The following is a 23077-nucleotide window of genomic DNA, read 5'->3' as shown; positions in this document are numbered from 1 at the left end:
GCCACCGCGCCGGCCGGTCCTGCCCGGCCGGGTGAAAATCCGGCGGATCAGGCGAAGATGAACAGATCCGCCGTGATCTCGGCCATGGTGACTCCGCGCAGTTCGATCAGGATGTCGGCCACGTCGAAGCGCCCGCTGTCCCAGAAGATGGTGGCATCGCCCTGCGCATCCTGCCCGATGGTCAGATCGGCCAGCGACGTGACCGAGGCGATCTGCGAAAAGTCCAGCCGGTCCTGCATGACATCGAAATCCTGCACGATGTCCCAGCTGCCGCCGTCGCTGTAGTAATAGGTGCCGTCGAACCAGACCGAGCCATCATTTTCCTTGTAGATCAGTGTATCGGCGCCGGCGCCGGTCCAGATGAAATTGGTGCCCGCATCGCCGTAGATCTGCTCGCCCGCGTCCGAGCCGAAGATGATTTCGTTGGCCGCACCCGAATATTCGTAGAGCGGCGCTCCGCGGTCGTCCCCGATGGCGTCCTTACCGACGCTGAGGATCTGGAACAGCGGCGCGTTCCAGTAGCCGGCCTTGAGCACGATCTGCTCGACGAACCAGCGGGCCGGGTTGGCGGAAAACATGTTCTGGACGAGGATGGTAGATTGCCCGCCATCGAGGCGGATTTCCATGTCGCTGCCCACACGCAGGAACGCGAGCCGGGCATAGGCATCCGCGGTGGTGCCGCTGGGCGGGCCGTACAGCCCCGACAGCGAAACCCTGTCCATGCCGGAGGTTCCGACCGGCCGGTTGCCGGCCTCGCGAATCACGTCATGCCCCCAGCCATTGGCGGGATCGGGGGCGGAGAACTCGTAAATGTCGCCCCCCCGACCGCCGATCAGAAGGTCATCGCCCGCATCGCCCCGGATTACGTCGCCCCCGGCGCCGCCGCGCAGGACGTCGTTGCCGTCGCCGCCGATCAGCCAGTCATTGCCCCCCTGCCCCAGGATCCGGTCATTGCCGGCCTCGCCATACCCCTGGTCGTTGCCGGCACCCAGCCGGATCCGGTCGCCGCCGGAGCCGCCGAATACCGTGTCGCTGCCAGCTCCGGCGACGATCCCGTCACGCCCGGCTCCGCCGAAGACCACGTCATTACCGGCACCCGCATTCAGAACGTCGCGCCCGCCATTACCGAAGATCCAGTCGTCGCCCGCCCCGGCGGACAGGCTGTCAGCCGCGCGACTTCCGGCCATGAGGTCTTCGGTCGCGGTGCCGGTCGTTCCGGTCACGAGGTTGTAGGTCACGCCCCCGGCCTGAAGTGTCTCCACCTGGCCGACGCCGTAATGGTCCTTGATCCTGATGTCATAGGCGGGCCTGGCTGGGCTGTGAAAACGGGCCGGGGTCGAGGGTGTGTGGATCACCAGGTCGTCGCCCTGCCGGACCGCCGTGGCCCAGGCCCTGTAGCCCAGCGACGCCGAGGCATAGAACCCGCCGACATTGACGATCGAATCCGCGGCCCCGTCAGTGCCGCGATCGTCGATCAGGAAGTCGTAATACCCCGACGGGCCACCGCGGCGAAGATCATAGGTATCCGCGCCATCCAGTCCCCGCAGGATCTCGCGCGCCCCCGCCTGCGACGTCCCCAGCGGCACCAGAACATCGTTCCCCGCCGTCCCGATCAGGGTATCGGTTCCCGATGTTCCCGTCAGCGTCGCCATGAGTCCCTCTCCCTGTACCCGTTTCACGCTTGCCAAACGACCGCCCGCTCCCGGGAGACGGGCAGGCGGGTGACGTTCTCCCTACCTGCGGCGGCATGGAGCTGCCATATAACTACGGTTTATTGCCGCCCGCCCAAACCCGCGTTTACGGAAATGCCGGCGATTTTCCGCCCCACGCGCCCGCGGGCGGGGCTGGGGGGATCCGCTTGTTCTCGGGCCGGGCAGGCACTATATGCGCGCCCATGCTTGACGCCCTCCCCAACCGCCCTGACCTGCCCGCCGAAATCGCCCGGCGGCGCACTTTTGCCATCATCAGCCACCCCGATGCGGGCAAGACCACGCTTACCGAGAAGTTCCTGCTTTACGGCGGGGCGATCCAGATGGCCGGTCAGGTGCGCGCCAAGGGCGAGGCCCGGCGCACGCGCAGCGACTTCATGCAGATGGAAAAGGACCGGGGCATCTCGGTCAGCGCCTCGGCCATGTCCTTCGACTATGGCCGCTGGCGCTTCAACCTCGTGGACACGCCGGGCCATTCGGACTTTTCCGAAGACACCTATCGCACGCTGACGGCGGTGGATTCGGCGATCATGGTGATCGACGGCGCCAAGGGGGTGGAAAGCCAGACGCAGAAGCTGTTCGAGGTCTGCCGCCTGCGCGACCTGCCCATCTTCACCTTCTGCAACAAGATGGACCGCGAATCGCGCGACACCTTCGAGATCATCGACGAGATCCAGGAAATGCTGGCCATCGACGTGACCCCGGCAAGCTGGCCCATCGGCCAGGGGCGCGAGTTTCTGGGCTGCTACGACCTGCTGCGCGACCGGCTCGAGCTGATGGACCGCGCCGACCGCAACCGTGTGGCCGAAAGCATCCAGATCGACGGACTGGACGACCCGAAGCTGGCCGAGCACGTCCCCCCCCACCTGCTGGAGCCCTTCCTGGAAGAGCTGGAAATGGCCCGCGGGCTGCTGCCCGCGCTGAACCCGCAATCGGTGCTCGAGGGGCACATGACCCCGATCTGGTTCGGCTCGGCCATCAACTCCTTCGGGGTGAAGGAGCTGATGGACGGGATTGCCACCTACGGCCCCGAACCGCGCCCCCAGCGCGCCGAGCCGCGCCCGATCGATCCGGCCGAGACGAAGGTGACCGGCTTCGTCTTCAAGGTGCAGGCCAACATGGACCCCAAGCACCGCGACCGGGTGGCCTTCGTCCGGCTGGCCTCGGGGCATTTCCGGCGCGGCATGAAGCTGACCCATGTGCGGTCGAAAAAGCCGATGACGGTGTCCAGCCCGGTTCTGTTTCTCGCCGCCGACCGCGAGCTGGCCGAAGAGGCCTGGGCCGGCGACATCATCGGCATCCCCAATCACGGCCAGCTGCGCATCGGCGACACCCTGACCGAGGGCGAGGCGCTGCGCGTGACCGGCATCCCCTCCTTCGCGCCCGAGCTGCTCAAGGGCATCCGCGCCGGCGACCCGATGAAGGCCAAGCATCTGGAAAAGGCGCTGATGCAGTTCGCCGAGGAAGGCGCCGCCAAGGTGTTCAAGCCGATGATCGGGGCGGGCTTCATCGTCGGCGTGGTGGGGGCGCTGCAGTTCGACGTGCTGGCCAGCCGGATCGAGCTGGAATACGGCCTGCCGGTGCGCTTCGAGGCCTCGCAGTTCACCTCGGCCCGCTGGGTCAGCGGCGACAAGGCGGCGATGGAGCGTTTCATCAATGCCAACCGCCAGCACATCGCCCATGACCATGACGGCGACGTGGTCTATCTGACCCGCCTGCAATGGGACATCGACCGCATCGAGCGCGACTTTCCAGAACTGACGCTCTCGGCCACCAAGGAAATGATGGTATAAGCGCGGGCGATGTCCACGCCCTCCCCATCCCCGACCGCCCGCTGGGGCCTTGTCGCGACGATCAAGGCGCCCCTGGACGAGATCCTCGGTTTCGCCGCCCATCACCTCGATCTGGGGGCGCACCGGCTGTTCATCTTCCTGGACGACGCGGATGAACGGGCGCGGGAAACCCTTGCCGCCCATCCCAGGATCAGGGTCTTTGCCTGCGACGCGGCCCATTGGCGCCGGCTGGGGCGCAAGCGCCCGGCAAAGCACCAGGTCCGCCAGAGCGCCAACGCCACCTTCGCCTATGAACGCGCGGGCCAGGTGGACTGGCTGATCCACATGGACGTGGACGAATTCCTCTGGCCAGAGGGCGACGGCGTGACCGCGCAGCTTGCCGCCCTTGCCGACGACACCCTCTGCGCCCGCGTCCGCCCCGTGGAGCAGCTTTGCGGCGATGGCACCCTGTTCAAGGCCTTCATCCCGCCGGGGCCGGAGCGCGAGGCCATCGTGGCGCGGCTTTACCCCCGCTTCGGCCGTTACGTGAAGGGCGGCTTTCTCAGCCATCTGGCGGGAAAGCTTTTCGTCCGCACCGGGCTGGGCCCGCTCAGGATCCGCATTCACAACATCTTTCGCGGCGACGAAATGAACCCCGGCGAGGTGGAGATGGACCACATGGCGCTGTGCCACTGCCATGCCGGAAGCTGGGAGCAGTGGGTCGCCGCCTATCGCTATCGGCTGGAGAAGGGATCCTATCGCGCCGATCTCGCCCCGGCGCGGCCGCGCGAGAAGGGGGGGCTGACCCTGCACGAGGTGCTGACGGCCATCGAGGCCGACAGCGGCGAGGCAGGCTTGCGCGCGTTCTTCGACGAAATCGGTGCGGCCGATGCGGACGTGCGGCAGAGGTTGCGCTCGGCCGGGCTGCTGCGGCATTGCGATCTGGAGCTAGCCCGCAAAAGACGGAAACATTTTCCCGGCATTGACTGAATTGTTCCCGATTCTGAAACATTTGCCCGGAAATTCCGTTCTCGCGCCCAGGTGTTTGACGCTGCCCTCACATTTTGTTATGCGGGCGCCACGCCGTGATGCACATTGATGGTGCAGGGCCAGACGGGCCCGGCGATGACAGACGTGCGGGCCGGATCGTGTCCGCAAAAGCGGATACACATGACAACATTCTCTGAACTGAACCTCAATCCGAAGGTTTTGAAGGCCGTAGAAGAGGCCGGATACGAACGCCCCACCCCGATTCAGGAAGGCGCCATTCCCCCTGCCCTCGAAGGGCGCGACGTGCTGGGCATCGCCCAGACCGGCACCGGCAAGACCGCCAGTTTCACCCTGCCGATGATTACCCTGCTGGCCCGCGGCCGGGCGCGTGCGCGCATGCCGCGCAGCCTGGTGCTGTGCCCGACGCGCGAGCTGGCCGCACAGGTGGCGGAGAACTTCGACACCTACGCCAAATACGTCAAACTCACCAAGGCGCTGCTGATCGGCGGGGTCAGCTTCAAGGAGCAGGAAACCCTGATCGACCGCGGCGTTGACGTGCTGATCGCCACGCCGGGGCGGCTGCTGGACCATTTCGAGCGCGGCAAGCTGATCCTCAACGACGTCAACATCATGGTCGTGGACGAGGCCGACCGCATGCTCGACATGGGCTTCATCCCCGATATCGAGCGCATCTTCGGCCTGACCAACCCGCTCAAGCGGCAGACGCTGTTCTTCTCGGCCACCATGGCGCCCGAGATCGAGCGCATCACCAACATGTTCCTGTCCAACCCGGCCCGGATCGAGGTCGCCCGCCAGGCGACCACCGCCGAGAACATCGAACAGGGCGTGGTGATGTTCAAACCCTCGCGCCGCGACCGCGAGGGCAGCGAAAAGCGCCGCCTGCTGCGGGCGCTGATCGACGCCGAGGGCGACAAGTGCACCAATGCGATCATCTTCTGCAACCGCAAGGTGGATGTGGACATCGTTGCCAAGTCGCTGAAAAAATACGGCTATGACGCGGCCCCGATCCATGGCGATCTGGACCAGTCGCAGCGGATGCGGACGCTTGACGCCTTCCGCGACGGCGAGTTGCGGTTTCTGGTGGCCTCGGACGTCGCCGCCCGCGGGCTGGACGTGCCCAGCGTCAGCCATGTCTTCAATTTCGACGTGCCCAGCCATGCCGAGGATTACGTCCACCGCATCGGCCGCACCGGGCGCGCCGGGCGCGACGGCAAGGCGCTGACCATCTGCGGGCCGCGCGATGACAAGTATCTCGACGCCATCGAAAGGCTGGTGCAGCGGGAAATCCCCCGCATCGAAAACCCGCTGAAAGCGGCAGCACCGGCGGCGGAAAAGGTCGCGGAAAAGACGGGCAAGGCGGAAAAGGCGGAAAAGGCGGAAAAGGCCGAGGATAAACCGCGCAGCCGCACCCGCCGGAAGAAGGGCACCGCCCCCCGGCCCGCCAGGACGGCCGAAACCGGGGAAAGCGCGGCGCCGAGCGGGGAACAGCCCCCCGCCGAGGCCCCCGAGGCCGCCCCCGATGCCCCGGCGCCGGACAGCGGCGAGGGAACGGGCGAAAAGCCCCCCGCCAGCCGCTCCCACGCCAGGTCGAAAAACGCTCCCCGCGAAAGGGCCGCCGGCAAGGGCGATGGCGGCAAGGTGGTGGGCATGGGCGATCACCTGCCCCGCTTCATCGCGCTCAGCTTCGACGAACGCCGCACCGGCTGATCCCCGAGGTCACGGTACTGTCAAATATCTTTCGCACTTTTGGTCATGCGATGGCGGCAAACGCCTTGCCGTCAGCCCATGCGGCTGATGACCACCGTGACCTCGGGGCGCTTGCCGATCTCGGCCTGCGCGGTCTGGCGCACGATGCGCCGCAGTGATTCCTCCAGCCGCTCGTCGCTGGCCAGCGTCTTGGGATTGGCCCGCATCAGGAACTGGGTGAGATCCGCCTCGAGAACCTCGACCACGGACACCTGCGAAGCTCCGACCTCGGGCAGGCCCATCAGTTCGCACCAGGCATCGCCCAGCGGTTCGTCCTCTTCGTCGAGAATGACGGTGACGATGACATGACCATTCAGCGCCATGCGGATCCGGTCGCGCACGATCCCGTCCAGCGCCCCGATCCGCACCGTTCCGTCCAGATAGCTGCGCCCGGTTTCGACATATTCGGCGACCGAGGGCGCGTTGCCGGACAGGTCGATCATCATCCCGTTGACGGCCACGACGCTTTGCAGGCCGGCCGCCTCGGCCAGCCGGGCATGTTCGCGCAGATGGCGATGTTCGCCATGCATGGGGATCAGCATCTGCGGGCGCAACAGCCGGTGCACCTCTTCCAGATCGGGCCGGTTGGCATGGCCCGAGACGTGATAGCGGCCGTTGCAGTCATCGACCACGTCCACACCCTTTTCGGAAAGCTGGTTGATGATGCGGATGACGCTGCGCTCGTTGCCCGGGATGGTCTTGGAGGAGAACAGGAACAGATCCCCCTCGCCGACCTCGATTCCCTGATACTTGCCGCGCGCCAGCTGCGCCACCGCGGCGCGGCGCTCGCCCTGGCTGCCGGTGGCCAGAACCAGGAGGTTCTCGCGCGGGATCTCCTGCGCGTCTTCGGCGCTCACCACCGGGGGAAAATCGCCCAGCACGCCGGTTTCCACCGCCGCCTCGATCATCCTCCGCATCGCCCGCCCCAGCAGCACCACCGAGCGCCCGGCATTGCGGCCGGCCTCGGCCAGGGTTTTCAGCCGCGCGACATTGCTGGCAAATGTGGTCGCCACCACCATGCCACCGGCGCCGGCAATCAGCTCTTCCAGGGCCGGGGCCAGATCGGCCTCGGAGCGGCCCGGCGCGGGGGAAAAGACATTGGTAGAATCGCACACCAGCGCCCGCACGCCGCCCTTGCCGATCTCTTCGAACACCGCCCGGTCGAAAGCTTCGCCCACCACCGGAGTCGGGTCGATCTTGAAATCGCCCGAATGCACCACCCGCCCGCCGGGGCTGTCGATGACCAGCGCGGCGCTTTCCGGGATCGAATGCGATACCGGCACAAAGCCCACCCGGAACGGCCCCGCCTGCACGGTTTCGGGCCAGGGCGAGGCGGTCCGCACCGCGTCAGGATCGCCGCCCCGCTCCTCCATCTTCGCCCGGGCGATATTGGCGGTGAAGGCGCGCGCATGGACCGGCGCGCCCAGGTCCCGGTGCAGCAGCGCCACCGCGCCCACGTGATCTTCATGGGCATGGGTGACGAAGATCGCCTCCAGCCGGTCGGCATTCTCGCGCAGCCAGGCAATGTCGGGCATGATCAGGTCAACCCCCGGCGTGCCGTCCATGTCCGGGAAGGTCACCCCCAGATCGACAAGGATCAGCCGTTCCTTCCCCGGTTGGCCATAGCCATAGACATAGGCGTTCATGCCGATTTCCCCGGCCCCGCCCAGCGGCAAATAGATCAGCCTCTCGCCGCTCATGCCGGGTGCCGGTCGCGGTTGAAGGCGTGGATGACGGTCAGGCCGTGCATGGTCAGGTCTTCCTCCAGGAAATCGAACAGATCCACATTCTGCTGGAACAGCGGCGCCAGCCCGCCGGTGGCAACGATCTTCATCGCGCGCCCGTGCTCGGCCTTGATGCGCGCGCAGATCTCGCGCACCAGCCCGACATAGCCCCAGAACACGCCCGACTGGATGCAGGACACCGTGTTGGTGCCGATCACGCTTTCAGGCCGGGCGATGTCCACATGCGGCAACGCGGCGGCGGCCATGTGCAGCGCCTCGAGGCTCAGATTCACCCCGGGCGCAATCACCCCGCCGATATAGGCTCCATCCGCATCCACCACGTCGAAGGTGGTGGCGGTGCCGAAATCCACCACGATCAGGTCGCCCCCATGCCGGTCGAAGGCCCCTTCCGCATTCACCAGCCGGTCCGGCCCCACCTGCGTGCCCTCATCGACCCGCGGCGGATGCGGCAGCAGGCAGTCGGGCTTGCCCACCACCAGCGGCCGGCACCCGAAGAAACGCTCAGAGAAGACGCGCAGGTTCCACACCACCCGCGGAACCGTGGACGAGATGATCACATCCGAGATGTCGGCATCGATCCCGTAATGCTTCACCAGCGTGGAATACCAGGTGAAATAGGCATCCGCCGTGCGCGCGTGATGGGTCGAGGTGCGCAGCGTGCACAGGAATTTCTCGCCATCCCAGATCGAGAAGACGGTATTGGTATTGCCGCAATCGATGCACAGAAGCATGGACCCCACCCGTTCAGAAAAAGACCTCGGCCGCCGGAATGGCGACGCGGCCCCGCGGCGTCAATAGAACAAGGTTGCCGGCCGCGTCCACCGTCTCGAAGGTGCCGACCACCTCTGCCCGGCCGGTACGCGCCGTGACCGGCTGCCCCAGCCGCGCCGCCCGCGCCAGCCAGGCCCGGCGAATCGGCTCGAACCCGTAGGTGGCGAACTGCGCCTCGTGACGGGCATAGGCAGCCGCCAGCAGGGTCAGGAAATCCTCGGGCTCCACCGCCGCCCCGGTTTCGGGCAGCAGGGCCACCGGGCGAAACGCCCCCGGCTCCACCTCGTCCGCCCCGGGTGCGCGGACAAGATTGACCCCGATGCCGATGGCCAACCACGCCGCCCTTGCGCCCTGCCCCGCGCTCTCCAGAAGAATGCCGGCCAGCTTGCCGCCGTTGAGCAGCACGTCGTTGGGCCATTTCAGCGCCAGCCCGTCCGCACGCCCCGTGGCCGCCACGCAGGCATCATGCAGCGCCAGCGCGGCCACGAAACTGCGCAATGCCGCCCGGCCCGGCTCGTCCGTAACCGGCATCACCAGTGTCGCCGCCAGGTTGCCCGGCGGGTCGGTCCATGCCCGCCCGCGCCGCCCACGCCCGGCCAGCTGCCGACGCGCCATGATCCACACCGGACCCGCAAGTTCCGGCGCCATCCGCGCGGCCTCGTCCAGGGTGCTGTCGACGCTTTCGAGAACGCACAGCGCGTAGCCTTCCGGCCAGTCCGTCATGCGCTTCCTCTTGCCGGAAATACTCCCGCCGGAGGCACGCGCGCCCACCGGGCGCGCAGGAAAGGACGTGCCGCGCCCGCAAGGGCGCGGCGCCGCCGGAAAATGGCCGGATCAGTTGACAAGCACCATCGCCGCGGCAGCGGCCGCGCCCTCGACGCCGAACATGTTGACAATCCCCAGGATCATCACCGCGGCCGATCCCATCAGGAAGGCCCACAGCACCGGCGAACGCGACGTCTCGATCTCCTGCCCCTCTTCGCCGAAATACATGTAGTAGACGATGCGCAGGTAATAGAACGCACCGATCACGCTGGCCAGCACCCCGGCAATCGCCAGCCATGCCAACCCGCCCTCATAGGCCGCGCGCAACACGTAGAACTTCCCGAAAAAGCCCAGAAGCGGCGGCACCCCGGCCAGGCTGAACAACAGGATCAGCATGGCCATGGCGCGGCCCGGCTCGCGCCGGGCATAAAGGTTCAGCGCCCGGATGTCGGTCACCGGCTGGCCGTCCTTCTCCATCATCAGGATGAAGGCGAAGGTGCCCACGTTCATCGCCACGTAGATCGCCATGTAGACCAGCATCGCCTGCACGCCGAAGGCGGTCCCGGCGGCCAGCCCCATCAACGCATAGCCCATATGCGCGATCGAGGAATAGGCCATCAGCCGCTTGATATCGCGCTGGCCGATCCCGGCCACGGCGCCCAGGAACATCGACAGCAGCGACAGCAGCGCAATCACCTGCCCCCAGTCGCCGGTGATGCCGCCGAAGGCATCGAACAGCACCCGCGCCAGCATCCCCATGGCGGCGAATTTCGGGGCGGTGGCGAAGAAGGCGGTGACCGGCGTGGGGGCGCCCTCATAGACATCGGGCGTCCACATGTGGAACGGCACCGCGCTGACCTTGAAGGTCATGCCCGAAATCAGGAACACCAGCCCGAAGAGCAGCCCCAGCGACACCTCGCCCGCCTGCGCGGTCTGGATGATGCCCGCGAAGGAGGTCGTGCCCGCATAGCCATAGACCAGCGACGCGCCATAAAGCAGCAGCCCCGAGCTGAGCGCGCCAAGGACGAAATATTTCAGCCCCGCCTCGGTCGAGCGCACGCTGTCGCGCCGGAACGCGGCAATGACGTAAAGCGCCAGCGACTGCAGCTCCAGCCCCATGTAGAGCGCCATCAGATCGCCGGCGCTGACCATCATCATCATGCCCACCGTGGCCAGCGCCACCAGCACGGGATACTCGAATTTCATCATGCCGCGGCGGGTCATGTAGTCCTGGCTCATCACCAGGACCGAGGCACCGCCCAGCAGGATCGCCACCTTGGCAAAACGGGCAAAGCCGTCATCGACGAACATGCCGCCAAAGGCCGTGCGCGTCGCCCCGTCTCCGGTCGCCGTCCACACCGCCAGCGCCGCCATCAGCCCCGCCGTCACCCAGGTCAGTGCCGGCGCCAGCCCGTCCCTGGTGGTATAGACCGCCCCGATCAGCGCCGCCATGGCGTACACCGCCAGCACGATCTCGGGCAGGATAATGGTCAGATCACCCTGGATCATCTCGCCAAGCTCCCTCAGTTCGCAGCGAACTGGCTGGCGGCCTCGGCCGCGGCCAGCGCCTTGTCGTATTGCTGCACCAGCGCCTCGGTCGAAGGCGCGATGATGTCGGTCACCAGCGACGGATAGACCCCCAGAAGCAGGGTCATCACGATCAGCGGCGCGAAGATCAGCCGCTCGCGCCCGGTCATGTCGCGGATGGATTTCAGGCTTTCCCTGATCAGGTCGCCGAACACCACCCGGCGATAAAGCCACAGCGCGTAAGCCGCCGAGAAGATCACCCCCGAAGTGGCGACCGCCGCGACCCAGGTGTTGACCTGGAAGATGCCGACCAGGGTGAGGAATTCACCGACGAACCCGGACGTGCCCGGCAGGCCGACATTGGCCATGGTGAACAGCATGAACACCATCGCATAGACCGGCATCCGGTTCACCAGCCCGCCATAGGCGGCAATCTCGCGTGTGTGCATCCGGTCATAGACCACGCCGACGATCAGAAACAGTGCCGACGAGATGAAGCCGTGGCTGAGCATCTGGAAGATCGCCCCGTCAACCCCCTGCTGGGTGACGGTGAAGATCCCCATGGTGACGAAACCCATATGCGCGACCGAGGAATAGGCGATCAGCTTCTTCATGTCCTCCTGCACCAGCGCCACCAGCGAGGTATAGACGATGGCAATCGCGCTCAGCCACAGCACCAGCACCCCCAGCACCTCGGATCCGATGGGGAACATCGGCAGGGAAAAGCGCAGGAAGCCGTAACCGCCCATCTTCAGCAGGATCGCCGCCAGCACCACCGAACCGGCGGTGGGCGCCTGCACATGGGCGTCCGGCAGCCAGGTGTGGAACGGCCACATGGGCATCTTCACCGCGAACGAGGCGAAGAAGGCCAGCCACAGCAGCGTCTGCATGCCCCCGATGATGCGCAGGCCCAGCACGCTGAAGCTTTCCGAGGGGAATTCATGGGTCAGCAGCGTCGGAATGTCGGTGGTGCCGGCATCGGCATACATGGCCACGATCGCCACCAGCATCAGCACCGACCCGATGAAGGTGTAGAGGAAGAACTTGAAGCTCGCATAGATGCGGTTCTTGCCGCCCCAGATGCCGATGATCAGGAACATCGGGATCAGCCCGCCCTCGAAGAACAGGTAGAACAGCACCAGATCCAGCGCCATGAACACGCCCAGCATGAGCGTCTCCAGCAGCAGGAAGGCGATCATGTATTCCTTGACCCGGTGGGTGACCTCCCAGCTGGCCAGGATGGTCAGCGGCATGATGAAGGTGGTCAGCAGCACGAACAGGATGGAAATCCCGTCCACCCCCATCTTGTATTTCAGCCCCAGCAGCCACTCGCCCTCTTCCACGAACTGGAAGCCGGTGTCGGAGGGGTCGAACTGGGTATAGATGGCGATCGACACCAGGAAGGTGACCGTCGTGGCCACCAGCGCCACCCATTTGGCGTTGCGCTGGGCCGCTTCGTCCTCGCCGCGCAGGAAGATGGCCAGGATCACCGCCGCCAGCGCCGGGATGAAGGTGACGATGGAAAGAAGGTTGTCCATATCAGTTCGCTCCTCCGGAGACCGACATCCAGGTGATCAGGGCGACCAGCCCCAGCACCATCCAGAAGGCATAGGTGAAGATGAAGCCCGACTGCGCGCGCCCGGCCAGCCGGGTGAAGAAGGGAACCACTCCCATGGCCAGGCCGTTGAGAAAGCCGTCGATGATGCGGCCATCACCGCGCTTCCACAGCACCCGGCCCAGACCCGTCAGCGGACGCACGAAGATGGCGTCATAGAGCTCGTCGAAATACCACTTGTTCTTGAGGAACAGGTAGAGCGGACGCTGGCTCTGCGCCAGGCGGGCGGGCAGCGCCGGGTTCACCAGGTAGAACCACACCGCCACCGCAAGCCCCAGAAGCATCGCGATGAAGGGCGAGATCTTCACCCATTTCGGCGCCGCATGGGCCTTTTCCAGAACCAGGTTGTCGGGCGCGATGTAAAGCGCACCCTCGCCCGGGCTGCCGCCGAAGGGCGAAACCTCGTGCGCGCCGGCCGCGGCCTCTTCGGCCGCTGCCGCCTTGCCATGGCCGCTCTCGCCCTCTCCGGCGGTGGCGGCGGCTTCCTCTCCGGCCGCGACTTCGGCCAGCGGGATGCCGTAGAATTCCGCCACCTGCTCGGCCTTGCCGAAGAAGCTGCCATACCAGACCATGCCGGCAAACACCGCGCCGAGACTCAGCACGCCCAGCGGCACCAGCATGACCAGCGGGCTTTCATGGGCGTGCTCATGCGCGTGGGCATCGCCGCGCGGCTCTCCCCAGAAGGTCAGGAACATCAGCCGCCAGCTGTAGAACGAGGTGAAGGCGGCCGCGATCACCAGCAGCCAGAAGCCATAGCTCGACCCCGCCCCCCAGGCGCTTTCGATGATGGCATCCTTCGACAGGAAGCCGGCGAAACCGATCGAGGTCAGCGGGATCCCCACCCCGGTGATCGCCAGCGTACCGATCATCATCGCCCAGAAGGTATAGGGGATCTTCCTGCGCAGCCCGCCGTAATTGGTCATGTCCTGTTCGTGGTGCATGGCGGTGATGACCGAACCCGCGCCCAGGAACAGCAGCGCCTTGAAGAAGGCATGCGTCAGCAGGTGGAACATCGCCGCCGAATACATGCCCACGCCCGCGGCCACGAACATGTAGCCCAGCTGCGAACAGGTCGAATAGGCGATCACCCGCTTGATGTCGGTCTGCACCAGACCCACGGTCGCCGCGAAGAAGGCGGTCGAGGCGCCCAGAATGGTGATGAAGGCCGCCGCCTCGGGCGCGAATTCGTAAAGAGGCGACATGCGGCTGACCAGGAAGACACCGGCCGTGACCATGGTCGCGGCGTGGATCAGCGCCGAAACCGGGGTCGGGCCTTCCATGGCGTCCGGCAGCCAGGTGTGCAGGATCAGCTGCGCCGACTTGCCCATGGCGCCGATGAACAGCAGCACGCCCACCAGGTTGGCCGCGTTCCATTCCCCCCACAGGAAGGTCAGCTGCGTCTCGGCAATCCGGGGCACCGCCGCGAAGATGTCGTCAAGCGAGATGCTGTCCACCAGGAAGAACAGCGCAAAGATCCCCAGCGCGAAGCCGAAATCGCCCACCCGGTTGACCACGAAGGCCTTGATCGCCGCCGCATTGGCCGAAGGCTTGCGATAATAGAAGCCGATGAGCAGATAGGAGGCCACGCCGACGCCTTCCCAGCCGAAGAACATCTGCACCAGGTTGTCGGCGGTCACCAGCGCCAGCATGGCGAAGGTGAAGAAGGACAGATAGGCGAAGAAGCGCGGCAGATAGCTTTCGCCCTCGCGCCATTCGGGGTCGTCCTTCATGTAACCGAAGCTGTAGAGGTGAACCAGCGCCGAGACCGTGGTGACCACGATCAGCATGATCGCCGTCAGCCGGTCCAGCCGGATCGCCCAGTCGGTGGCCAGGCTGCCGCTTTCGATGAAGCGCAGAACCGGGATCTGACGCATCTCGCCGTCGAAGGTGAAGAACACGATCCACGAAAGGATCATGGCCAGAAACACCAGCCCCGTCGAGATCCACATGCCGGCGCGTTCGCCGATCAGCTTCCACCCGAAACCGCAGATCAGCGCACCGACCAGCGGGGCAAAGAGAATGATGGTTTCCATGGCCCCTTACCCCTTCATCATGTTGATGTCTTCGACATCGATGGTGCCGCGGTTGCGGAAGAAGACGACAAGGATGGCCAGCCCGATGGCGGCTTCGGCGGCCGCGACGGTCAGGATGAACAGGGTGAAGACCTGCCCGGTCAGATCGCCCAGATAGCTGGAGAAGGCGACGAAGTTGATGTTCACCGCCAGCAGCATCAGTTCGATCGACATCAAGAGGATGATGACATTCTTGCGGTTCAGGAAGAGCCCGAAGATGCCAATGACGAATAGCGTTGCCGCCACCGTCAGGTAATGTTCCAAGCCTATCATGTCGTCCCTCGGTTCCTGGTTTTCGGCCCGGGTGCGGCCCCGGTTCCGGTATTTCTGTTTCGGGCCCCCGGCCCGGCATCGTCTGCTCCCGCCGCCCCGCAGCCGGCCCGGCGGGCGCGGCTCAGCGGCTCAGCCCCTGCCCCGGCTTCACGTCCTTCAGCTTCACCGCCTCGGCCGGGTCGCGATACATCTGGGCCAGCACGTCCTGGCGCTTCACGTTCTCGCGGTGGCGCAGGGTCAGGACGATGGCGCCGATCATCGCCACCAGCAGGATCAGACCGGACAGCTGGAAGATCAGGAAATACTGGTCGTAAAGAATCCGGCCCAGCGCCACGGTGTTCTGCACGTCCTCCGGGATCGGGCTTGCCCGCAGGCCTTCGGCGGCGGCGTCGGCCTCCCACGCGCCATAGGCGACGGAAAACTGCATCAGGAGGATCAGCCCGATCAGCAGGGCAATCGGCATGTATTGCGCCATCTGTGCCTTCAGCTCGGCGAAATCCACGTCGAGCATCATCACCACGAACAGGAACAGCACCATCACCGCGCCCACATAGACGATGACCAGAAGCATCGCCACGAACTCGGCCCCCAGCAGGACGAAAAGCCCGGCCGAAGAGATGAAGGCCAGGATCAGCCACAGCACCGAGTGCACCGGCTGGCGGCTGATCACGGTGAACAGCCCGCCGACGATGGCGCTGATCGCGAATAGGTAGAAGGCAAACACGCTCATGATCCGTTTTCCTCGTTTTCGTCCATGACCTGGCGGGCCAGCTCAAGCGCCCGGGTCATGGCCGGGATGCCGGCAAAGACCGACATCTGACCGATCGTTTCCACGATCTCCTGTTTCGTCGCCCCCGCTTCCAACGCATGGCGCACGGTCTGGCGCAGGGCCAGATCCGCCTGCGCCCCCTGGCAGACCAGCCCCGCCAGCGTCAGCAGCAGCCGCGTCTTCGCATCCAGCCCGCCCCGATTGACGGCATTGCCGAAGAGCATCTCCATCACGTCCTTCGGCATGGTCGGCCACAGCTTCTCAAGCTCGCCCGGGCTCATGCCCTCCATGGCCGGCGCAAAGGCGCGGGCCATCTCCTGGGCCTGGCTCAGCATCGCCTCGAAGGGGTTTTTCGGCGCGTCGGTCATCTGTAGGGGGCGTCCAGCTCGATATTGCGGGCGATTTCGGCCTCCCACATGGCGCCGTTCTCCAAGAGCTTCTGCTTGTCGTAGAACAGCTCTTCGCGGGTTTCGGTGGCGTATTCGAAATTCGGCCCCTCGACGATGGCATCCACCGGGCAGGCCTCCTGGCAGTAGCCGCAATAGATGCATTTGGTCATGTCGATGTCGTAGCGCGTGGTCCGGCGCGAGCCGTCGTCGCGCGGCTCGGCGTCGATGGTGATGGCCTGGGCAGGGCAGATCGCCTCGCACAGCTTGCAGGCGATGCAGCGTTCCTCGCCATTGGGATAGCGGCGCAGCGCGTGTTCGCCGCGAAAGCGGGGGCTGAGAGGCCCCTTCTCATGCGGGTAGTTCACCGTCGCCTTGGGGGCGAAGAAGTACTTCAGCCCCAGCCGAAAGCCCTGGATGAAATCCCACAGCAGGAAGTATTTGGCCGCGCGTGCGTAATCGATCTGGGTCATGGATCAGCCTCCCACGGTCCAGCGGGCGAAGATGCCCCAGAACCATCCGAATTTCGCCGCGAAGGACACGAACACCACCCAGAACAGCGAAAACGGCAGAAACACCTTCCAGCCGATCCGCATCAGCTGGTCATAGCGGTAGCGGGGCGTGATCGCCTTGACCATCGCGAAGATGAAGAAGAAGAACGCCATCTTGCCGACCATCCACAGCACCCCGTCGGGCAGGCCCGGGATGGGCGACAGCCAGCCGCCGAAGAACAAGAGCGCCACCAGCGCGCACATCAGGAAGATGGCGATGTATTCCCCGGCCATGTAGAGCAGGAAGGGCGTGGCCGAATACTCGACCTGATAGCCGGCGACCAGTTCCGATTCGGCCTCGGGCAGGTCGAAGGGCGGGCGGTTGGTTTCCGCCAGCGCCGAGATGAAAAACAGGAATACCATCGGGAAATGCGGCAGCCAGTACCAGCCGAAGAAGCCGTAAGACGTATCCTGGGCGCGCACGATGTCGCCGAAATTCATGCTGCCGGTGGAGATGATGATGCCGATGATGATGAGCCCCAGCGACACCTCGTAGGAGATCATCTGCGCGGCCGAGCGCAGCGCCCCGAGGAAGGGATATTTCGAGTTCGACGCCCAGCCGCCCATGATGACGCCGTAAACTTCCAGCGAGGAAATGGCGAAGACGTAGAGAATCGCCACGTTGATGTCGCTGAGCACCCAGCCGTCATTGAACGGGATCACCGCCCAGGCGATCAGCGACAGCACGAAGCTTATCAGCGGCGCCAGCATGAACACGGTGCGGTCCGCCCCGGCGGGGATCACGACCTCCTTGACCACGTATTTCAGCGCATCGGCCACCGATTGCAGCAGCCCGTAGACGCCCACCACGTTCGGCCCGCGGCGCATCTGCACGGCGGCCCAGATCTTGCGGTCGCCATAGACCAGGAACAGCAGCGAGATCATCACGAAGGCGACGATGGCCAGAACCTGCGCCAGGATGATGATGGCGATGCCGACCGGAGTGGAAAAGAATTCAGCCATTGCTCCTCACACCGTAGGTATTCCGTTTTCCGCGCAGTCGGCCACCGTCACCTCGGCGTCGATGGCCTTGCGACCGCGGGGCAGTGATGGCGAGATGGTGTAAACAGCATCTGCCGACCACACGCCACCCTTTTCGTCGATATTCGTGCGCAAATGCCGGGCGAATCCGTAGCCGCGGATCAGCGCATATTGCGCCGCCGCGCATTCGGCATAGGCCACCACGTCGCGGCCCGTCCGCGCGCCCTTCATCGCCACTCTGAACTGCACCAGATCGCCCTCGAGCAGACGGGTTTCCACGCCCAGATATTCGGGCGCGAAAGCCTCGCCCTCGGCCGGTTTCTGCACCGCGCAGGCGGCCACCAGGGCCGGGGATATGAGCGCCGCGCGGATCATTCCGCCGCCAGCTTCCCGCTGTTGCCGGTCCGCGCCAGCGCCGACAGTTCGGCCATCAGCACCGAGGCCCGGGCAATCGGATTGGTCAGGTAGAAATCCCCGATCGCGTTGCGGAAATCGGCCTTGCCCAGGGGGCCGCGCTCCAGCGCCTCGCCGTCATTTTCCGGCACCCGGTCGATGGCGCCCAGATGCGGCACCGCCTCGACCAGTGCCTGGCGCAGCTGCGCCAGCGAATCCCAAGGCTGGGGCGCGCCGAGCTCGCCGCTGAGCGCACGCAGGATGGCCCAGTTCTCCTTGGCCTCGCCGGGCGGGAAATTGGCCCGCATCGCCAGTTGCGGCCGGCCTTCGGTGTTGACGAAAAGCCCGTCTTCCTCGGTCCAGGCCGCCCCCGGCAGGATCACGTCGGCGCGATGCGCGCCCCGGTCGCCATGGCTGCCCTGATAGATCACGAAGGGTCCGCCCCGCTCGGCGCTTTCGATCTCCACCTCGTCGGCCCCGAGGTTGAAGATCACCTCGGCCCCCTCGATCGCCGCCTCGATGCCGCCCTCGGTCACAGCGCCCACATCCATCGCGCCCACCCGCGCGGTCGCCGTGTGCAGGACCAGCATCCGCCCCGACAGCGCCTGCGCCGCGGCCAGCACCGCCAGCCCGTCGGCCTCGCGCAGCGCCCCCTGGCCGATGATGACGATCGCCCCTTCGCCGGCCGTTGCCGCCGCAAGCGCCGCGCGGTCGGTGCCAAGATGGTCGTAATCATAGGTCAGATCGACCGCCTGGCCGATCAGCTTCACCTTCGCCCCGTTCAGCCACGCCTTGCGGATGCGGGCATTGAGCACCGGCGATTCATCGCGCGGATTGGTGCCGATGAGGATGATCTCGGACGCGGTGTCGATCTCTTCGATCGCCACATTGCCCACGTAACCTGCGCGGTTGCCGATCGGCAGGCGGGCATTGTCCACCCGGCATTCCACCGAACCGCCCAGCCCCTCGATCAGGTTCTTCAGCGCAAAGGCCGCCTCGACCGGGACCAGATCGCCGATCAGCCCGGCGACCTTCTTCCCCTTCATCGCCGCCGCCGCGGCCGCCAGGGCCTCGTTCCACGAGGCCGGGCGCAGCTTGCCGTTCTCGCGCAGATAGGGCCGGTCCAGCCGCTGCCGGCGCAGCCCGTCCCAGACGAAGCGGGTCTTGTCCGAGATCCACTCCTCGTTCACGCCGTCATGGTTGCGCGGAAGGATGCGCATCACCTGCCGGCCCTTGGTATCGACCCGGATGTTCGCACCCAGCGCATCCATCACGTCAATGGTTTCGGTCCTGGTCAGCTCCCACGGCCGGGCGGTGAAGGCGTAGGGCTTCGAGGTCAGCGCCCCCACCGGGCATAGATCGATGATGTTGCCCTGCAGGTTCGACGGGATCAGCGCCCCCAGATAGGTGGTGATCTCGGCATCCTCGCCGCGGCCGGTCTGGCCCATGACCGACACCCCGGCGACCTCGGTCGTGAAGCGCACGCAGCGGGTGCAGGAGATGCAGCGCGTCATCTGCGTGGACACCAGCGGCCCGAGGTCGAGATCGTCCACCGCCCGCTTTGCCTCGCGGTAGCGGCTGAAGGAATGGCCATAGGCCATGGCCTGGTCCTGAAGGTCGCACTCGCCCCCCTGGTCGCAGATCGGGCAGTCCAGCGGGTGGTTGATGAGGATGAACTCCAGCACCCCCTCGCGCGCCTTCTTCACCATGGGCGAGTTGGTCTTCACCTCGGGCGGCTGGCCCTCGGGGCCGGGGCGCAGGTCGCGCACCTGCATGGCACAGCTGGCCGCGGGCTTGGGCGGGCCGCCGACCACCTCGACCAGGCACATGCGGCAGTTGCCGGCAATCGACAGCCGCTCGTGATAGCAGAAGCGGGGCACCTCGACGCCCGCCACCTCGCAGGCCTGGATCAGGGTCATGGCCCCGTCCACCTCGATCTCGGTTCCGTCGATGATGATCTTGCGCAGGTCAGTCATGGGTTCACTTCGCCCTCAATAGCGCGCCGATCGCGCTGTTTTTCTCGATTTCCGCGCGCCCGAACGCGCAATAGCTCTGCGGGTCGTCCTCGGGGCCGTAGGCCTTGAGAAGCTTCATGCCCTTCTTCAGCACGCGCTGCTTCTCGACGGGGGATTTCACATAGGCCTTGATCTCGGCATGGCTGTAGCCCAGATCGCGCGCCCGCCAGTACAGTCTTTCCAGCTGGAACACCCCCTTCAGCCGCCGGGCCGAGATGGTGGGGCATTTCTCGCCAATCACGTAGGCCACGACGATCGCGAACAGCGGCTCGTCGATCTCGGGGATGTCGCGCAGGGACAGCTTGTCGGTGGCAGCCGCGGCGGGCAGGCCGAAAGCGGCGAGCATCGCCGCAAGGCGCAGGATCGAGCGAATCTTCGTCATCATGGAGTCCTCCTTCAAAGGCCTCCAATCACGACGCCGCCCGCCACCGTTATTCAATAACGGCCCGGCGAATGCGCAAGGATATGCCGAACAGCCCGTCATGGCCGGATGCATGCCCCCCGCAAGGTGATCCTGTCGTTCACGACGGCCAGCTTGTCGGTCTCGGTGTCCGGGCCCACCGTCCAGTCGATCCGCGAAGAGCCGAAATTGCGGATGCAGTAGCGGATGCCTTCGTATTCGCCCGCTGCCCGCGCACCATCCAGCGAAACCGACACGTCGGGCACCGTCACCACGAATTGCCGCCGGTCCGACTTCTTGTCCACGGGGGTGGCCTTGGCCTTGTAGTAGTGGCCCTCGAAAAGAACCCGGTCCTCGCGCTTGGTGCAGGCGGCAATCACCACCACCGCGGCGAACGCCCCCAACAGAACCAGTTTGCGCCTGCGGATCATCTCTTGCCCCCTTGCCCGGTCAGTTGTCCGTTCCGCCGCTGCTCTCACTCGGCCGCCACCGCGGTGACGCGGCCGGCCTTCTTCGCCCGGATCCGGTCCTCGATCTCGTCGCGGAAGTTGCGGATCAGCCCCTGGATGGGCCAGGCCGCCGCATCGCCCAGCGCGCAGATGGTGTGCCCCTCGACCTGCTTGGACACCTCGTAGAGCATGTCGATCTCCTCGATCTCGGCGTCGCCAGTCACCAGCCGCTCCATCACCCGCATCATCCAGCCGGTGCCCTCGCGGCAGGGCGTGCACTGGCCGCAGCTTTCATGCTTGAAGAACTTGGACAGCCGCCAGACCGCCTTCACCACGTCCACCGACTGATCCATCACGATCATGCAGCCGGTGCCGAAGGAGGACTGCTTTTCCCGCATCCCGTCGAAATCCATGATCGCATCTTCCAGCTGATCGCGGCGCAGGATCGGGCAGGAGGCGCCGCCGGGGATGATGGCCTTGAGATTGTCCCAGCCGCCGCGGATGCCGCCGCCATGCTTTTCGATCAGCTCGCGCACCGACAGGGACATGGAGTCCTCGAACACGCAGGGCGTGTTGACGTGGCCGGTCAGCGCGAACAGCTTGGTGCCGGAATTGTTGGGCCGCCCGAACGAGGCGAACCATTCCGGCCCGCGCCGCAGGATGGTGGGCACCACGGCGATCGATTCGACATTGTTGACCGTGGTCGGGCAGCCGTAAAGCCCCGCCGCCGCCGGGAAGGGCGGCTTCATCCGCGGCATCCCCTTCTTGCCTTCGAGGCTTTCCAGCAGCGCGGTTTCCTCGCCGCAGATATAGGCGCCGGCGCCGTGATGCAGGTAGAGGTCGAAATCCCAGCCCGACTTGCAGGCGTTCTTCCCGATCAGCCCCGCGTCATAGGCCTCGTCGATCGCCGCCTGCAGCGCCTCGCGCTCGCGGATGTATTCGCCGCGGATGTAGATGTAGGCCACATGCGCCCCCATGGCGAAGGAGGCAATCAGCGCCCCCTCGATCAGCGTGTGCGGATCGTGGCGCATGATCTCGCGGTCCTTGCAGGTGGCGGGCTCGGATTCGTCGGCGTTGATGGTCAGATAGGCCGGGCGGCCGTCGCTTTCCTTCGGCATGAAGGACCATTTCAGCCCGGTGGGAAAGCCCGCCCCGCCGCGCCCGCGCAGGCCCGAATCCTTCACCTGGCTCACGATCCAGTCGCGTCCCTTGGCAAGGATCTCCTTCGTGCCGTCCCAATGGCCGCGCGCCATGGCGCCCTTCAGGGTGCGGTCATGCATCCCGTAGAGGTTGGTAAAGATCCGGTCCTGGTCCTTGAGCATGTCTCGGCTACCCTCGGTGATTGTCCTGGCGCATGCGCCAGAGTTGAAAGATGTTGACGAGCGCATAGATGAAGCCGGCAATGGCCGCCAGATCGAACAGCACCGCATAGCGCCCGGCCAGGCCCAGCGCCGGCCCGACCCACAGCGTCGCCAGAATCCACAGGACCATCGTCACGGCGATGACCACCGCGATATGGCGCCCCTTGCGGGAAATGGCCTGTTCGCGTTCCGCATCCATGCCTTCGTCCTGTCATCCGGCCCGCCGGTCCGCGCGCCGACTGTTTCCTATGCCCCGGCGCCCTGATAGCGCCACGTTCCCTTGCGTTCGGCCAGTTCCCGCTGCCCCGGCAGCGATTTCGACGGCTTGATGATGGAGCTGGCCGACACCGGCGCCGGCTCGTCCCCGTCTCCGGCCCCTTCCGAGACCGCGCCCGAGGCCGTGTCGGCCGCCGGTTCCTGCGCGGGCTCTTGCGCCGCCTTGCCGTCCTCGTCCGAAAAGACCGCGTCAACCACCGTTTCCGGCCCGGCATCGACCTCCTGCAGGGCCGCGTCGGCCGCCATCGAATCCCCATCCCGGTTCCCCGCCAGACGGGTCAGAACCAGACCGGCGGCAATGGCCACCGCCGCGCCGGTGATCGCGGCCGAGGTCAGGCTTGCGCCGTTGAATCCCATCAGCAGGGCCGCAACCACGAATCCGCCACCGATCGACTTCTTCCAAAGCCGGCGCGCATTGCCTTCGTTGTTCGTCGAATTCGTCATGGTTCGCTCCTTCCCTGTGGTTCGATGGTTTCAGGTCTTCTTTCTC

Annotated in this window: 22 protein-coding genes; 3 read left to right on the top strand and 19 right to left on the bottom strand. The window is 65.8% G+C overall.

The genetic code is table 11. The annotated features are described in order from the left end of the window. Positions 1–47: 47 nt before the first annotated feature. Positions 48–1652, bottom strand: a complete 1605-nt coding sequence (locus ACZ5CM_RS06245; RefSeq protein WP_464641902.1) for a calcium-binding protein — start codon at positions 1650–1652, stop codon at positions 48–50. A 242-nt stretch (positions 1653–1894) separates the two neighbouring features. Between ACZ5CM_RS06245 and ACZ5CM_RS06240 the strand changes: the two genes are divergently transcribed. The 3 genes from ACZ5CM_RS06240 to ACZ5CM_RS06230 all read left to right on the top strand — a co-directional run bounded on the left by ACZ5CM_RS06240 (position 1895) and on the right by ACZ5CM_RS06230 (position 6199). Continuing rightward, on the top strand, positions 1895–3502 hold the full coding sequence (locus ACZ5CM_RS06240; protein WP_464641900.1) for a peptide chain release factor 3: 1608 nt from the start codon (positions 1895–1897) through the stop codon (positions 3500–3502). A 9-nt stretch (positions 3503–3511) separates the two neighbouring features. Next, positions 3512–4471: a glycosyltransferase family 2 protein gene (locus ACZ5CM_RS06235; protein ID WP_464641898.1), complete on the top strand. Its 960-nt coding sequence runs from the start codon at positions 3512–3514 to the stop codon at positions 4469–4471. Between the two features lie 180 nt (positions 4472–4651). Then, a complete protein-coding gene (locus ACZ5CM_RS06230; RefSeq protein WP_464641896.1) occupies positions 4652–6199 on the top strand; it encodes a DEAD/DEAH box helicase in 1548 nt (515 codons plus the stop codon). 71 nt (positions 6200–6270) lie between these two features. Here the strand turns inward: ACZ5CM_RS06230 and ACZ5CM_RS06225 are convergent, their stop codons facing one another. The 18 genes from ACZ5CM_RS06225 to ACZ5CM_RS06140 all read right to left on the bottom strand — a co-directional run bounded on the left by ACZ5CM_RS06225 (position 6271) and on the right by ACZ5CM_RS06140 (position 23031). After that, positions 6271–7938, bottom strand: a complete 1668-nt coding sequence (locus ACZ5CM_RS06225; RefSeq protein ID WP_464641894.1) for a ribonuclease J — start codon at positions 7936–7938, stop codon at positions 6271–6273. Next, complete coding sequence (locus tag ACZ5CM_RS06220; protein ID WP_464641892.1) at positions 7935–8714, bottom strand: type III pantothenate kinase; 780 nt, start codon at positions 8712–8714, stop codon at positions 7935–7937. The genes ACZ5CM_RS06225 and ACZ5CM_RS06220 overlap by 4 nt, the downstream gene beginning before the upstream one ends. A 13-nt stretch (positions 8715–8727) precedes the next feature. Next, positions 8728–9477: a biotin--[acetyl-CoA-carboxylase] ligase gene (locus tag ACZ5CM_RS06215; RefSeq protein ID WP_464641891.1), complete on the bottom strand. Its 750-nt coding sequence runs from the start codon at positions 9475–9477 to the stop codon at positions 8728–8730. Positions 9478–9588: 111 nt separating this feature from the next. After that, the gene (gene nuoN, locus ACZ5CM_RS06210) at positions 9589–11028 is read right to left on the bottom strand and encodes an NADH-quinone oxidoreductase subunit NuoN (protein WP_464641889.1); all 1440 of its coding nucleotides are present in this window, start codon (positions 11026–11028) and stop codon (positions 9589–9591) included. A 14-nt stretch (positions 11029–11042) separates the two neighbouring features. After that, positions 11043–12584: an NADH-quinone oxidoreductase subunit M gene (locus tag ACZ5CM_RS06205; RefSeq protein ID WP_464641887.1), complete on the bottom strand. Its 1542-nt coding sequence runs from the start codon at positions 12582–12584 to the stop codon at positions 11043–11045. A 1-nt stretch (position 12585) separates the two neighbouring features. After that, the gene (gene nuoL, locus ACZ5CM_RS06200) at positions 12586–14694 is read right to left on the bottom strand and encodes an NADH-quinone oxidoreductase subunit L (protein ID WP_464641886.1); all 2109 of its coding nucleotides are present in this window, start codon (positions 14692–14694) and stop codon (positions 12586–12588) included. Between the two features lie 6 nt (positions 14695–14700). Next, positions 14701–15006: an NADH-quinone oxidoreductase subunit NuoK gene (nuoK, locus tag ACZ5CM_RS06195; RefSeq protein WP_464641884.1), complete on the bottom strand. Its 306-nt coding sequence runs from the start codon at positions 15004–15006 to the stop codon at positions 14701–14703. Between the two features lie 121 nt (positions 15007–15127). Beyond that, positions 15128–15736: an NADH-quinone oxidoreductase subunit J gene (locus ACZ5CM_RS06190; RefSeq protein WP_464641882.1), complete on the bottom strand. Its 609-nt coding sequence runs from the start codon at positions 15734–15736 to the stop codon at positions 15128–15130. After that, a complete protein-coding gene (locus tag ACZ5CM_RS06185; protein ID WP_464641880.1) occupies positions 15733–16143 on the bottom strand; it encodes a carboxymuconolactone decarboxylase family protein in 411 nt (136 codons plus the stop codon). Before ACZ5CM_RS06185 ends, ACZ5CM_RS06190 begins: the two co-directional genes overlap by 4 nt. Further along, positions 16140–16634: an NADH-quinone oxidoreductase subunit NuoI gene (gene nuoI / locus ACZ5CM_RS06180; protein ID WP_464641878.1), complete on the bottom strand. Its 495-nt coding sequence runs from the start codon at positions 16632–16634 to the stop codon at positions 16140–16142. The genes ACZ5CM_RS06185 and nuoI overlap by 4 nt, the downstream gene beginning before the upstream one ends. 3 nt (positions 16635–16637) lie before the next feature. After that, the gene (nuoH, locus tag ACZ5CM_RS06175; protein WP_464641876.1) at positions 16638–17675 is read right to left on the bottom strand and encodes an NADH-quinone oxidoreductase subunit NuoH; all 1038 of its coding nucleotides are present in this window, start codon (positions 17673–17675) and stop codon (positions 16638–16640) included. 6 nt (positions 17676–17681) lie between these two features. Continuing rightward, positions 17682–18068 (bottom strand): hypothetical protein, encoded by a 387-nt coding sequence (locus tag ACZ5CM_RS06170; RefSeq protein WP_464641874.1) that lies wholly within the window; start codon positions 18066–18068, stop codon positions 17682–17684. Further along, positions 18065–20062 carry an NADH-quinone oxidoreductase subunit NuoG gene (gene nuoG / locus ACZ5CM_RS06165; protein WP_464641872.1) on the bottom strand — a complete coding sequence of 666 codons (1998 nt, stop codon included), beginning with the start codon at positions 20060–20062 and terminating at the stop codon, positions 18065–18067. The genes ACZ5CM_RS06170 and nuoG overlap by 4 nt, the downstream gene beginning before the upstream one ends. A 4-nt stretch (positions 20063–20066) precedes the next feature. Then, positions 20067–20486 (bottom strand): DUF5333 domain-containing protein, encoded by a 420-nt coding sequence (locus ACZ5CM_RS06160; RefSeq protein ID WP_464641870.1) that lies wholly within the window; start codon positions 20484–20486, stop codon positions 20067–20069. Positions 20487–20581: 95 nt separating this feature from the next. After that, entirely contained in the window at positions 20582–20932 is a 351-nt protein-coding gene (locus ACZ5CM_RS06155; RefSeq protein ID WP_464641869.1) for a hypothetical protein, read from the bottom strand. A gap of 44 nt (positions 20933–20976) precedes the next feature. Beyond that, the gene (gene nuoF, locus ACZ5CM_RS06150) at positions 20977–22272 is read right to left on the bottom strand and encodes an NADH-quinone oxidoreductase subunit NuoF (protein ID WP_464641867.1); all 1296 of its coding nucleotides are present in this window, start codon (positions 22270–22272) and stop codon (positions 20977–20979) included. Between the two features lie 7 nt (positions 22273–22279). Continuing rightward, complete coding sequence (locus ACZ5CM_RS06145; RefSeq protein WP_464641866.1) at positions 22280–22510, bottom strand: DUF5337 domain-containing protein; 231 nt, start codon at positions 22508–22510, stop codon at positions 22280–22282. A 47-nt stretch (positions 22511–22557) separates the two neighbouring features. Continuing rightward, a complete protein-coding gene (locus ACZ5CM_RS06140; RefSeq protein ID WP_464641865.1) occupies positions 22558–23031 on the bottom strand; it encodes a hypothetical protein in 474 nt (157 codons plus the stop codon). Between the last annotated feature and the right edge of the window lie 46 nt (positions 23032–23077).

The organism is Piezobacter thermophilus, from assembly GCF_055386745.1.
Note: the sequence above shows the minus strand (reverse complement) of the source record. Positions and strands in the feature narration are given on the sequence as shown.

Bases quoted from the DNA above. Each gene is read 5' to 3' on its own strand.
- nuoG (WP_464641872.1), bottom strand. From the start codon at position 20,062: ATGACTGACCTGCGCAAGATCATCATCGACGGAACCGAGATCGAGGTG.
- nuoN (WP_464641889.1), bottom strand. From the start codon at position 11,028: ATGATCCAGGGTGATCTGACCATTATCCTGCCCGAGATCGTGCTGGCG.
- nuoF (WP_464641867.1), bottom strand. From the start codon at position 22,272: ATGCTCAAGGACCAGGACCGGATCTTTACCAACCTCTACGGGATGCAT.
- ACZ5CM_RS06170 (WP_464641874.1), bottom strand. From the start codon at position 18,068: ATGATCCGCGCGGCGCTCATATCCCCGGCCCTGGTGGCCGCCTGCGCG.
- nuoK (WP_464641884.1), bottom strand. From the start codon at position 15,006: ATGATAGGCTTGGAACATTACCTGACGGTGGCGGCAACGCTATTCGTC.
- ACZ5CM_RS06185 (WP_464641880.1), bottom strand. From the start codon at position 16,143: ATGACCGACGCGCCGAAAAACCCCTTCGAGGCGATGCTGAGCCAGGCC.
- ACZ5CM_RS06140 (WP_464641865.1), bottom strand. From the start codon at position 23,031: ATGACGAATTCGACGAACAACGAAGGCAATGCGCGCCGGCTTTGGAAG.
- ACZ5CM_RS06155 (WP_464641869.1), bottom strand. From the start codon at position 20,932: ATGATCCGCAGGCGCAAACTGGTTCTGTTGGGGGCGTTCGCCGCGGTG.
- ACZ5CM_RS06240 (WP_464641900.1), top strand. From the start codon at position 1,895: ATGCTTGACGCCCTCCCCAACCGCCCTGACCTGCCCGCCGAAATCGCC.
- ACZ5CM_RS06235 (WP_464641898.1), top strand. From the start codon at position 3,512: ATGTCCACGCCCTCCCCATCCCCGACCGCCCGCTGGGGCCTTGTCGCG.
- ACZ5CM_RS06215 (WP_464641891.1), bottom strand. From the start codon at position 9,477: ATGACGGACTGGCCGGAAGGCTACGCGCTGTGCGTTCTCGAAAGCGTC.
- ACZ5CM_RS06190 (WP_464641882.1), bottom strand. From the start codon at position 15,736: ATGAGCGTGTTTGCCTTCTACCTATTCGCGATCAGCGCCATCGTCGGC.
- ACZ5CM_RS06145 (WP_464641866.1), bottom strand. From the start codon at position 22,510: ATGGATGCGGAACGCGAACAGGCCATTTCCCGCAAGGGGCGCCATATC.
- ACZ5CM_RS06220 (WP_464641892.1), bottom strand. From the start codon at position 8,714: ATGCTTCTGTGCATCGATTGCGGCAATACCAATACCGTCTTCTCGATC.
- nuoL (WP_464641886.1), bottom strand. From the start codon at position 14,694: ATGGAAACCATCATTCTCTTTGCCCCGCTGGTCGGTGCGCTGATCTGC.
- nuoH (WP_464641876.1), bottom strand. From the start codon at position 17,675: ATGGCTGAATTCTTTTCCACTCCGGTCGGCATCGCCATCATCATCCTG.
- ACZ5CM_RS06160 (WP_464641870.1), bottom strand. From the start codon at position 20,486: ATGATGACGAAGATTCGCTCGATCCTGCGCCTTGCGGCGATGCTCGCC.
- ACZ5CM_RS06205 (WP_464641887.1), bottom strand. From the start codon at position 12,584: ATGGACAACCTTCTTTCCATCGTCACCTTCATCCCGGCGCTGGCGGCG.
- nuoI (WP_464641878.1), bottom strand. From the start codon at position 16,634: ATGACCCAGATCGATTACGCACGCGCGGCCAAATACTTCCTGCTGTGG.
- ACZ5CM_RS06245 (WP_464641902.1), bottom strand. From the start codon at position 1,652: ATGGCGACGCTGACGGGAACATCGGGAACCGATACCCTGATCGGGACG.
- ACZ5CM_RS06230 (WP_464641896.1), top strand. From the start codon at position 4,652: ATGACAACATTCTCTGAACTGAACCTCAATCCGAAGGTTTTGAAGGCC.
- ACZ5CM_RS06225 (WP_464641894.1), bottom strand. From the start codon at position 7,938: ATGAGCGGCGAGAGGCTGATCTATTTGCCGCTGGGCGGGGCCGGGGAA.